The organism is Haloferax elongans ATCC BAA-1513, from assembly GCF_000336755.1.
Lineage (GTDB): Archaea > Halobacteriota > Halobacteria > Halobacteriales > Haloferacaceae > Haloferax > Haloferax elongans.
Window position 1 is genome coordinate 81,623 of record NZ_AOLK01000022.1, and the last position, 9,676, is coordinate 91,298.

Genomic DNA, 9,676 nt, shown 5'->3' on the forward strand with positions numbered 1-9,676 from the left:
CTTGTCTCGCGGCAAACGTTTAGGCTGACGGGTGGCGTATCGCATGCCATGAACGACCTCGAACCGGTAGCCACAGTCGAGGAAGCCCTCCGTGGCAACGGCATTAGCGTTGAGTCGCTTTCGTCCGGCCCGCCGCTATCGCTGACGTATCTCACGGCGTTTCCGGGCGTCGAGCCGAACCGTGGCGAGGTAGGCCGTGCCGTCACCGCGTTCCTCGAACTCGCACGGGACGGCGAGTGGGAACCGACTAGCGTGGACGCGACGATACTCCGAAGTGACGACGACGTACAGGCGACGTGGCGACTCGAAGCCGACTGGGTTCGAGCGTACAACCGGTACGAACTGGACGATGTGGAGTTGTCGGAGCGCGTCCTCGACAGTCTCGACAAGGAGGCAGAGCCATGAGTACGTGGCGTCACCGCGGCGACCCACCGAAGCCGCGTGGCCCACGGCGACCCTCGCACTACGACTACTCACGCGTCTCGTTATCGTTCGAGAGCGAAGGGACAACGTGTGCCGGGTGGCTCTACCGACCGGACGACGTTGACTCCCCATCGGTCGTCGCCATGGCCGGGGAACTCGCCGCAGAGCGTCGGTTCGGACTGCGTCGCTATGCCGAGCGACTGGCAGAAGCGGGTTACGCCGCCTTCCTCTTCGACTATCGAAACACGGGCGATTCCGACGGCGAGCCACGAAACCTCGTCGACCCCGAGAGACAGGTCGCAGACTGGCACGCTGCTATTTCCGGGCTTCGAGAGCGACCCGAAGTCGACACCGGTGGAATCGTCCTCTGGGGGACCGGCCTCTCCGGCGGATACGCGCTCCGAGCGGCTGCCGAAGACGGTCGCGTCGCGGCCGTCGTTGCACAGAATCCGATGCTCGATGGGTCGGCCGTAACTGGTGGGCGGGGGCTGACGGGAACGCTCTCAGCCCTCGCGGCGGGCGCTCGCGACAAGCTTCAGTCGCGCCTTCTCGGTCCGTACCGCGTGCCGGTACTCGGTGATGGAAGCACCCGTTCTGTCTTCGACGACCCAGCGGTTCGAACCGCCTATCGGAGTCTTCTCCCACCGGGGAGCGCGTGGCGAGATGAGACACCGGCACGACTCTTTCTCTCGCTGTTCCGGTACACTGCCCTTTCGGACCCCGAATCGCTCAGGTGTCCGGCACTGCTCGTCTCCGGGACGCGTGACGACGTTGCACCGGCGGAGTCCGTCGCTGCACTCGCAGACGAGATTCCGAACGCGACGCTCGTCGAACTCCCCGCAGACCACTTCGACCACTACGACCGGACGTTCGAACAGACGCTCGGCCACCTTCTTTCGTTCCTGCAGGCTGTCCGTCCAGTCGAGTAACAACCTCGTCGGCGGAGTGAACTCTCGCGGGAACCGTTATGTTGTCTGCCAACGTATCTCGTTCATCATGTCACTATCCTTCAGACGCTTCCTCGTCGTGATTCTCGTCGTCGCACTCACGATTCCAACAGGGAGCGTCGTCGCACAGGAATCCGAGACCCCAAGCGACGAGGAGGTTCTCAGGCTCCTCGAAAACGGCGTCGACCTCTACAACCAGAACGTCGACCAGTTCGACGTGATGTTCGCTCGTGACCTCATCGGTGGGAAGACGGTGAACGTCTACGTCGAAGACGGGTCCGAGACCCACGTCTACTCGGCTGTCGTCGCCGACGACATGCGAATCGAGGAGGTTGCGCTCGGGCCGAATCCCGAGGCTTCGACCCGAATCACGACAGAACGCGCAGTTCTCGAAGAGATTGCCGACTCACCCGACCCGCTCGGAGAAGTTCGCGAAGCGCTCCGTGACGGTCGCATCAGGGTCAATGGCGAGAAAGGCCACCCCGTCGACCAGGCGGTCTGGACCGTCGCAAACCTGTTTAAGGGGTTCGTCCTCTGAGCTGACGACGGGAGATTCGGCCGCGGCCGGAAACATGTAAAAATGTGTCTCCCCGTAACCCATTTTACCCCCTCGGCCAATTCTCCCTCAATGACGAGCACGAGGACCGTTGAACTCGAAGGGCACATCATCGACTCGGGCATGATGCAGCAGGCGATGGGCATCGTGATGGACCTCGGTGGTGATTTCGACATCGAAGAGTTCGACGTTGGGCGACAGAAACACAACACATCGTACTGTCGGATGACGGTCTCGGCCGACGACGACGATATTCAAGAGATTCTCCACGAACTCAACCAAATCGGTGCGAACCTCACGTCGACTGCCGACGCGCACGTCGAACGCGCGCCCGCAGACCAGGTCGTTCCGGTCGGATTCTACTCGACGACGAACCACCCAACAGACGTTCGGTACGACGGCGAGTGGATTCCCGTCGAGGACATCGAGATGGACTGCGCAATCGTCGTCGAAGAGACCGACGACGGTGCGCGCGCGTACACGAAAGTCCTCAACTCAATCGACGAGGACGACCTCGTCGTCACCGACGACACTGGAATCCGTGTCAAGCCCCCGGAACGCCCGCGAGACGCTTCCGGTCCCTTCGGCTTCATGCAGGGCGGCATCTCCTCGGAGCGCCCGTCTGAGTCGCTCATCGGCGACATCGCCGACGCCCTCAAAGAGACGAAAAAGGAAGGCGGAAACGTCCTCGTCGTCGCCGGTCCCGCGCTCATTCACTCCGGCGGTGGCGACGCCCTCGCCCGTCTCATTCGAGAGGGCTACGTCGACATGATTTCCGCCGGAAACGGCTTTGCGACCCACGACATCGAACGCGGCCTCTACGGCACGTCGCTCGGGATGGACATGGAGACGATGGAACACCCCCGAAAGGGACACAAACACCACATCTACACCATCAGCGAAGTCATCCGCGCCGGTGGTATCGAGGAGGCCGTCGAGGAGGGCCTTATCACGGAGGGAATCATGTACGAGTGTGTCAAAAACGACGCGTCGTACGTCCTCGCGGGGTCGATTCGGGACGACGGCCCGCTTCCCGACACGATTACCGATGCCATCGAAGCCCAGAACGCCATCCGCGAGCAGGCGCATCAAGCCGACATGGTTCTCATGCTCTCGACGCTCCTGCACTCTGTCGCCGTCGGGAACTGCCTGTCGTCGACCACGAAGACCGTCTGTGTCGACATCAACCCGGCGACAGTCACACAACTACTCGACCGTGGCTCGTCGCAGGCCATCGGGATGGTAACGGACATCGGTACGTTCGTGCCGACACTCGCCGAGAAGGTTCTCGACGAACCCGACGAGTAGCGTTTCATCTCCGCAATTTGTTCTGAATGATGTGACACTCAGTGTGACAACGAGGTTATTCCGGTCGCAGTCGTTCGACTGCATATGGGACAGTACGTACACGTCCTCGCAGCCGCGCTGCTCGTCCTCTTGGCAGGGTGTTCAGGCGGACTCGGCGGTGACGGTGCGGCGGCAACCGAAACGACGACAGTCACCAACGACGGCGAGGGTGCCACCTCGACTACTCCCGCAACTGACGCCGCAGGCACGTCTACGACCGACGCCGAGAGTGCGAAGCTGGCGACTGAATTCGAGTTCAACGGCTCGTGGGACCAGCAGTACCGACCGGGACAGTACTACCGCTACGAGGTTGAGTCCCCGAATCTGGACGGCACGGCGACCTACGAGTGGGAAGTCGTCTCGGCGACAGAACAGAACGTCACGATTCGAGCGAAACTCGTCTCGGCCGAGACGACGACAGAGCAGACGGTGACTGCACCGGCCGACGAACTGTACGGTGAACTCTCCGGGAGTCCGTCGGGGTCTGTCGCCACGCTGGGCTTCAACTCCCCGTACTACAGCGGGCTCGACGGGAAGACACTCGAAGTCGGAGATGGCTGGGAGGCGTCCGGGACGAATGGGAACGTAAGCTTCAGCGTCGAGAGCACGTCCACGTATGCCGGGCTTCAGTGTGCAGACTTCGTCGTTCGGACGAACGGGAGCGTCTTCTGGGAGAGTTGCGTCGCTCCGAACAGTCCGCTTCCGGGACACATGGCCTTCTACGAAGACGAGGGTGACGAAGAACCCGCCTTCGAGATGACCCTCGTCGAGTACAGACCTGGAGCCTAGCCGACAGGCTCGCTTAGGGAATCTTCTCTAACGGAACGACCGCCATCGGGATGTTTGATGTCAAGAGCACGTCCTGTGCCGTGCTCCCGAAGACGATTTTCGAGGTCGGATTCCGCTTTCTGACGCCGATGACGATTTCGTCGGCGTTCCGGTCTTCGGCGCACTTGATGATGTCCTCAGCAGCCTCGTTACCCCGGATGTACTGGTGTGTCTCGACGGTGACGTGGTCGCCGAGTCGTGACTCGACCACGTTCATCGCGTCGTTTCCGTCCCGTGCGTCGTCGCTGTCTGTTTGCTCACCGCCCGGGTGCGAGTTCACGACGTGGACGACGTCGCCGGTGTCGACCCGCTTCGAGAGGTAGTCACAGAGTGCGGCACTAGTGTGTACTGAGTTCGTCCCCATTACGTACGTTGCCATGGCACATATCGCTACGCGGGCGTATAAAAATCCACGCCCCACCAGTGTCGGTCAGGCCTCTTTCATCATGCCGCGTACGTCTTTCACCGTCATCGATTTGCCGTGTTTCCCGTCGGCATGATTCTGAATGATTTCGACAATCTCGTTTTCATCTTCCGAGACCACGCTGAATCCACACGAACACGTCGCTTGTTTCATTTCGCTCGACATAGCGCCACTAGTAGGCGCGCTGAGCGCAAAAACCGTATTCACAGTCAGCCAGACACTCTTTGGTCTCGAACCATCTAGGACAAAACATTTACCGGCAGCTAGTTGTCAAACGACCATGGAAAAGAACGCCCTCCTCGCAGGCGGGGCCGTGGTCGTGGTCGTCGCGGCCGTCGCCACGGCACTCCTCGTCCCCGGCGTCCTCGCCGACCCGGCGGACGAGGGACCGGTCAGACCCGGTCCCGTGGACGTGGCCGACGTCTCTATCGCGGCCGGACCCGCGACAGGTGAGACGGTCACGCTGGCAGTCGAGACACGAATCGACCACCGAGGAAACCCGACGAACAACGTGAGCGTGCTCGTTCGCGCCGTCGACGCCGATTCGGGACTTCTCACGACGACAAAGCGCATTTCGGTCGGCAACGTCTCGCGTGACGGCGAAGTTACCGCCGGGACGAACGTGACTGTCCCGCGTGAAGGCGGCTACGACGTCGAAGTCGTTCTCTACCGCGACGCAGAGCGTGTCGACGAGCGACGTAAGAGCGTCCGCGGCGTCTCGGCTATCAAACCGCCGTATCTGCAATCGACCACGTCGTTCACCGAGAGCGAAGCGCTCCCGCCGGTGTCGTTCTCCATCACTGATGCCGGGGAAGACCGGACGACGATGAACCTGATGGCGACGCTCACGAACACCGGTGACAACCCAGCGGAGAACCTCGAAGTGACGTTCGTGCTTCGGCAGGCGGAGTCGAACATCGTTGCCTCTCGAACCACGGTCGACGCCGGAGCGATTCAGGCCGGGCGAACGGAGACGGTCGAGGCCTCGGCGACGGTACCGAACGACTACAACTACTATATCGACGCCGTGTTGCTCCGGGATGGTGTCGTCATCGACACCGCTCGCGGCGCGGCGAACCTGAACCCAACGAGGACGATTAGCGTGAACCAGACCACAGAAGACGTCGAACTGCGCGTAGAGGACTTCGAAGACGACGATAGCGGTCCGAGAATGACTGACCAACCCGAGGCAACGCACACTGAGTCGTCTGCACCCGGCTTCGGTGCACTCGCCGCGCTCGTGGCACTCGTGGCGAGCGCCCTCGTCGCTCGGAGGTGGACGAAATGAGCGACGAAACGGCGTCGGCATCGGCGACGAAGCAGGCCGACGAGAAGTCTGCGCCCGACCCGGACGCCGACCTCGACTCGACCGACCAAGAAAACGAGGAGTTCGCAGAGCGGATGCGACGCTACCTCGACTACGCCGTTCTCGCGGGGCTACTGCTCCTCGCGCTCATCGCGGCGCTGCAGTTCTACCTGAACACCTCGCGCGCGATTTCGACGTGGGTGAATCCTGAATACCGTGCGCCCTTCCAAGCCGCGTTCAACCTCGTGTTGCTCCTCGGCGCGGGGTTCGGAATTACGCTTCAGCTTCGGCGACTGACGCGGGACTAACGCCCAGACCTTCGTCTTTTCATTAGGTGAGATACGGACCGACAGCGTAGTACAATCCCAGCGCGACGAAGAACAGCCCCAGCAATTTCGTCAGCAACACGTTCCAGTCTGTCGGCTCGACCTCGTGCCAGCGCGTCTGACTCCCGATAGAGTCGAGCTGCTCACCGAGCTTCGTCAGTCGGTAGGCATACCGGTACGAGAGGATTCCACCACCCACCGAGAGCACGCCAAACAGTATCGATTGGCCGTCCATTCCTGTCCAGATACTATCGAGCGCGTAATGACGATTTTGACCTAAGAACGAAGCTGACTACCCGAGCAACAGCCACGCACCAAAGACGACGCCGCCACCGACAATCGTACTCCCGGCGGCGTGCAGACGCAATCGGTCCAGAATCGCGTGGGCGTGTTCGTCTTCCACCGAAAGCAGGTCGTGAATCTCGCTCCCGATTTCACAGCGCGGTAGGAAGTCCATCGCGACGTGGAGGAAGACGCCCGACGCGAATCCGAAGACGATGCCACGGAAGGCACCAGTGGCAGGCAGCGAGACGGCGCTGGAGATGATAGCCGCGATGCCGAGCCCCGCTGCCGGAAGCAACAGCGGGGCCACAGGCTGATTCCGCGACGAGAGGCGACGAGCGGCCGCGTATCCAGCGGGTCCTTTGTGCGAGACGATTGCCAGTCCGAGGCCGACACCGACATTGATGTTTCCGTAGACGATGCCGATAATCGCACCAGCCGAGAGGGCGTGCGCCGAGAGTTCGGTTACGGTCCGGTCTACGGGAAGGTCCATGTGAGCGAAGCGGTGGCCGATAGTGTGCGACGTAAAGCCCGCGAGGATGCCGAACGCGATGCCGAAGCCGCCGAACTTCGGATGGTGATTGATTGCCTGCGGGACGAGAAAGACCGCCGCGCTGGTGACCATGGCACCGCTGGCGAGTCCGTATCCCCAGACGAGTCCCTCGGCGTGTTCGGTGCGTGCGCGGGCACCGAGGGGCGCTGCCAGCGCCATCGACCCAAACGCCGCCCACGAGACGATGAGGAGTTTCCACGCCTGCGTGGTCACGGCGTAGCCCGAGAGTGCGACGAGTACTACGACGCTCCCGACGCCGATGGCTGTGGAACGATTCATGTTGTGAACGAAATTTCTGAGGTTAATAAGAAGACCGGTTCGAAAAGCACGGGCGGGGCAGTGCCGCGTTGACCGACCGCGTTGACCGACCGCGGTGAGAGACGGCGACGTTCAGCGAGTCGCCTGCTTCCACGCCTTCAGTTCGACGACGCCACCGTCGAGTTCGTCGCTGTCGGCGTCGGTGGCCGCCCAGAGGAACAACTGGGACACGTCTGCCGGGTCGCGACCCTGTCCACCCGTGAGGTCGGTATCGACGAGTCCGGGGTCGACCACACCGACAGTCTGCGGGCAGTCGGCGGCGAACTGTCGGGCGAGTCCCTCCACGGCCGCTTTCGAGACGGCGTACGCACCCATTCCGGGCTTCGCGTCGCGGGCGATGCTCCCGGAGGGAACGAGCACGCGAGCGTCGTCCGACATGTGCGGCAGCGCCTCTTTGACGGCCGTAAAGACGCCGCGGACGTTCGTCCGAAGCGTGTCGTCGAAGACGCTGTACGCCTCGTCTGCAATCGGCATCTCACCCGGCGTCCCGTGAGAGATTCCTGCGTTGGCGACGAGAACGTCGATTACACCGCCGTCGCGGGCGGTGGTTTCCATCAGCCGCTCCATGTCGAACTCGTCGCGCACGTCGGCCCGAAGGCCGGTCGCGTTTCCACCGGCGGCTTCGATGTCCGAGACAACCTCGTCGAGTGCGTCTTTGTCGCGTGCGCAGGCGACCACGGTCGCACCCGCCTCACCGAAGGCGCGGGCGACGGCCGCACCGATACCCGTACTCGCGCCAGTAACCACCACTGTGGTGTCGTCCATGGGTGCCGTAAGGAGAGCGCCACCCTAAAGCTACCTGCCGGTTTTGCCCGATTTGGTCAGTCGTTTTATGGTCTCAACGTTCCTAGGTCCGTGCATGAATTCTGTCTCGGACCTCGACTCTCTGGCCGGTGAGTCAATCGTCGTCATCGGCGGCGGTTTCGGCGGTCTCTCGACGGCGTGCTACCTCGCTGATGCGGGTGCCGACGTCACCCTGTTGGAGAAAAACGAACAACTCGGAGGCCGAGCCAGCACCCTCGAACGCGACGGGTTCCGGTTCGATATGGGTCCCTCGTGGTACCTGATGCCCGACGTGTTCGAGCAGTTCTTCGCGTACTTCGGCAAGCGCCCCGACGAGTACTACGGCCTGACCCGACTCGACCCGCACTATCGCATCTTCTTCAAAGACGGTGACCGGGTCGATATGGTCCCGGACCTCCAAGCGAACAAGGAGGTCTTCGAAGCCTACGAACCCGGCGCGGGCGACAAACTCGACGACTACCTCCGCAAGTCCGAGCGAAACTACCGCATCGGGATGGAACACTTCGTCTACACCGACCGGACGAAGCTGACCGACTTCATCGACCCCGTCGTCTTCAAGAATGCGTGGGGACTGTCGCTCGTCGGGTCGATGCAGGACCACGTCGAGAAGTACTTCGACCACCCCAAACTCCAGCAAATCATGCAGTACACGCTGGTGTTCCTCGGCGGCGCGCCGAACAACACGCCGGCGCTCTACAACCTCATGAGTCACGTCGATTTCAACATGGGCGTGTACTACCCCGACGGCGGCCTCGCGGGCGTCGTCGACGGCATCGTCGAACTCGCCGAGGAACTCGGCGTGGAGTTCCACACCGACTCCCCGGTCGCCGAAATCGCGGGGCGGCGCGGCGGCTTCGCGGTCCGAACCGAAGACGGACGCGAGTTCCTCTGTGACCAGGTCGTCAGCGACGCCGACTACGCCCACACCGAGCAAGAACTCCTTCCGCCCGAGAAGCGCCAGTACGACGCCGACTACTGGGAGTCGCGGACGTACGCGCCTTCCGCGTTCCTCCTGTATCTTGGGGTCGAAGGCGACGTGGACGAACTCGCCCACCACACGCTGGTCTTGCCGACCGAGTGGGACGACCACTTCGAGACCATCTTCGAGAACCCCGCGTGGCCCGACGACCCGGCGTACTACCTCTGTGTCCCCTCGAAGACCGACGAGACGGTCGCCCCCGAGGGCCACAGCAACCTCTTCGCGCTCGTTCCCATTGCGGCCGGACTCGACGACACGCCCGAACAACGGCAGATGTACCGTGACCTCGTCCTCGACGACATCGCCGAACACACCGGTGTTGACCTCCGCGACCGCATCGTCGTCGAAGAGACCTTCTGTGTAAGCGACTTCGCTGAACGCTACAACAGTACGGAAGGCACCGCGCTCGGCCTCGCACACACACTCACACAGACCGCGCTCCTTCGGCCGCCACACGCCTCGGAGAAGGTCGATGGGCTGTACTTTACCGGGTCGTTCACCACGCCCGGCATCGGCGTGCCGATGTGCCTCATCAGCGGGCAACTCACCGCAGAAGAGATGGCCGAAGACGCCGCGTAAATCT

General features: G+C 62.4%; 13 protein-coding genes. 8 read left to right on the top strand and 5 right to left on the bottom strand.

Annotated features, from left to right (window positions below; translation table 11 throughout):
* Positions 1-48 precede the first annotated feature (48 nt).
* The 5 genes from C453_RS14890 (at position 49) to C453_RS14910 (ending at position 4,062) form a co-directional block, all read left to right on the top strand.
* On the top strand, positions 49-405 hold the full coding sequence (locus tag C453_RS14890; protein ID WP_008325664.1) for a hypothetical protein: 357 nt from the start codon (positions 49-51) through the stop codon (positions 403-405).
* Positions 402-1,352 carry an alpha/beta hydrolase gene (locus C453_RS14895; protein WP_008325665.1) on the top strand — a complete coding sequence of 317 codons (951 nt, stop codon included), beginning with the start codon at positions 402-404 and terminating at the stop codon, positions 1,350-1,352. The genes C453_RS14890 and C453_RS14895 overlap by 4 nt, the downstream gene beginning before the upstream one ends.
* A gap of 67 nt (positions 1,353-1,419) precedes the next feature.
* Positions 1,420-1,908, top strand: coding sequence for a hypothetical protein (locus C453_RS14900; protein ID WP_008325666.1), 489 nt, complete (start codon positions 1,420-1,422; stop codon positions 1,906-1,908).
* A gap of 90 nt (positions 1,909-1,998) precedes the next feature.
* Positions 1,999-3,234, top strand: a complete 1,236-nt coding sequence (locus C453_RS14905; protein WP_008325668.1) for an ornithine cyclodeaminase — start codon at positions 1,999-2,001, stop codon at positions 3,232-3,234.
* Positions 3,235-3,318: 84 nt separating this feature from the next.
* Positions 3,319-4,062 (top strand): hypothetical protein, encoded by a 744-nt coding sequence (locus C453_RS14910; RefSeq protein WP_008325670.1) that lies wholly within the window; start codon positions 3,319-3,321, stop codon positions 4,060-4,062.
* Between the two features lie 13 nt (positions 4,063-4,075).
* Here the strand turns inward: C453_RS14910 and C453_RS14915 are convergent, their stop codons facing one another.
* Positions 4,076-4,480, bottom strand: coding sequence for a universal stress protein (locus C453_RS14915; protein WP_049907724.1), 405 nt, complete (start codon positions 4,478-4,480; stop codon positions 4,076-4,078).
* Positions 4,481-4,531: 51 nt separating this feature from the next.
* Positions 4,532-4,690, bottom strand: coding sequence for a DUF1059 domain-containing protein (locus C453_RS19630; protein WP_083881609.1), 159 nt, complete (start codon positions 4,688-4,690; stop codon positions 4,532-4,534).
* Between the two features lie 115 nt (positions 4,691-4,805).
* Here C453_RS19630 and C453_RS14920 point away from each other — a divergent pair, with 115 nt between their 5' ends.
* Positions 4,806-5,813 carry a DUF7490 domain-containing protein gene (locus tag C453_RS14920; RefSeq protein WP_008325672.1) on the top strand — a complete coding sequence of 336 codons (1,008 nt, stop codon included), beginning with the start codon at positions 4,806-4,808 and terminating at the stop codon, positions 5,811-5,813.
* Positions 5,810-6,139 (top strand): hypothetical protein, encoded by a 330-nt coding sequence (locus tag C453_RS14925; RefSeq protein WP_008325673.1) that lies wholly within the window; start codon positions 5,810-5,812, stop codon positions 6,137-6,139. Before C453_RS14920 ends, C453_RS14925 begins: the two co-directional genes overlap by 4 nt.
* 22 nt (positions 6,140-6,161) lie before the next feature.
* Here the strand turns inward: C453_RS14925 and C453_RS14930 are convergent, their stop codons facing one another.
* The 3 genes from C453_RS14930 to C453_RS14940 form a co-directional block, all read right to left on the bottom strand.
* Positions 6,162-6,392, bottom strand: a complete 231-nt coding sequence (locus C453_RS14930) for a hypothetical protein (protein WP_008325674.1) — start codon at positions 6,390-6,392, stop codon at positions 6,162-6,164.
* A gap of 57 nt (positions 6,393-6,449) precedes the next feature.
* Positions 6,450-7,271: a ZIP family metal transporter gene (locus C453_RS14935; protein WP_008325677.1), complete on the bottom strand. Its 822-nt coding sequence runs from the start codon at positions 7,269-7,271 to the stop codon at positions 6,450-6,452.
* 111 nt (positions 7,272-7,382) lie between these two features.
* Positions 7,383-8,075 (bottom strand): SDR family NAD(P)-dependent oxidoreductase, encoded by a 693-nt coding sequence (locus C453_RS14940; protein ID WP_008325679.1) that lies wholly within the window; start codon positions 8,073-8,075, stop codon positions 7,383-7,385.
* Positions 8,076-8,169: 94 nt separating this feature from the next.
* Between C453_RS14940 and C453_RS14945 the strand changes: the two genes are divergently transcribed.
* A complete protein-coding gene (locus tag C453_RS14945) occupies positions 8,170-9,672 on the top strand; it encodes a phytoene desaturase family protein (protein WP_008325680.1) in 1,503 nt (500 codons plus the stop codon).
* Positions 9,673-9,676 lie beyond the last annotated feature (4 nt).